This window comes from Crenothrix polyspora (genome assembly GCF_900163755.1).
GTDB lineage: Bacteria > Pseudomonadota > Gammaproteobacteria > Methylococcales > Methylomonadaceae > Crenothrix > Crenothrix polyspora.
Genome location: NZ_FUKI01000036.1, coordinates 1 through 1,100 on the forward strand (window position 1 = coordinate 1; position 1,100 = coordinate 1,100).

The following is a 1,100-nucleotide window of genomic DNA, read 5'->3' on the forward strand; positions in this document are numbered from 1 at the left end:
CAGGGCAAACGCATTAAAATTAAATTGCGAACAATACTTTAGCTCTGTAGTTGTCGTTCCAGGCCGCCCTGTTCATTTTCTTTTTGGTGCTGATTTTGCTGGGTTCTTTTTGGAACAGGTTTAGGCAAATGTGGCGGATAGTCGTCATAATTGCGGGGGCATTGCCTTTACGTATCCGGTTGTCGTCTTCACGGAAAACCACGTCCAAACGCCAGTGTAGCTTGTTTTCTATCCCCCAATGGTTACGGACAGCATGGGCAAACAGCTTGGCATTGGCAGCAAAGGAGTTGATGAAATGCCGTTGCTCCAAAGTAACTTTAGTGCCGACATGGCATTCACGCTCCACCATGCCGATGCTTTTTAACCCTTTCCAGCGCTCTGTTTTCGGCAACGTGCATAATGTTTCGGTGATCCAGTAACGGCGGATTTCCAGACGGCCATGCTCGTTGTCGATTTCCTCAAAGTAACTGTGCTTGACATCCTTGAAATTGGCCTCTCGTGCTGCTGTGAAAAAATCTTCGACCGCCTCATGCAAGTCGCCTTGGTTACCTTTGAGTCCCAGGCAATAATCGCCGTCTTGGTCGACAATCTGTTCTGCAATGGCACTCTGACAGCCCATGGCGTCAATGGTCACAATGCAGCCCTTCAGCTCAAGTAATGCCAGGAGTTTGGGGATGGCAGTAATTTCATTGGACTTCTCTTCGGTCGCTTCCTGTCCGAGTACCATCCCGTTGGCGCACCCCCATGCGCTGACCATGTGCAACGGGTTTTTATTGTTTTTTCGGTCATGCGAACGCCTCGCCGTTTTGCCGTCCACGGCGATCACTTCATCCGGCATCGCTTTGTTTACGGCTCCGACCCAGTCTATGAAACAACGTTGGAATTCCTTGGGGTTCAGCCGGGACAACACATAAGCAATGCAATCATGTGACGGTATGCCGTTCTTCAAAGGCACAAACTGCCGCAACCAATCCAATTTGTTATGGCCAAATTCTGCGATGTCTTCCCACCCTTGAGCGCCACTTATGGTGGCACATATTGACAGGACAATGATGTCCATCAATTGATGGAGTTTCTTGCGTTCAATTCTTGGGTCTTTC

1 protein-coding gene is annotated in these 1,100 nt (G+C 49.2%); it reads right to left on the bottom strand.

Going from position 1 to position 1,100, the window contains the following annotated elements:
- Window positions 1-19 precede the first annotated feature (19 nt).
- The coding region (locus CRENPOLYSF2_RS02350; RefSeq protein ID WP_217884051.1) for an ISAs1 family transposase at window positions 20-1,100 on the bottom strand (1,081 nt) is incomplete at its 5' end.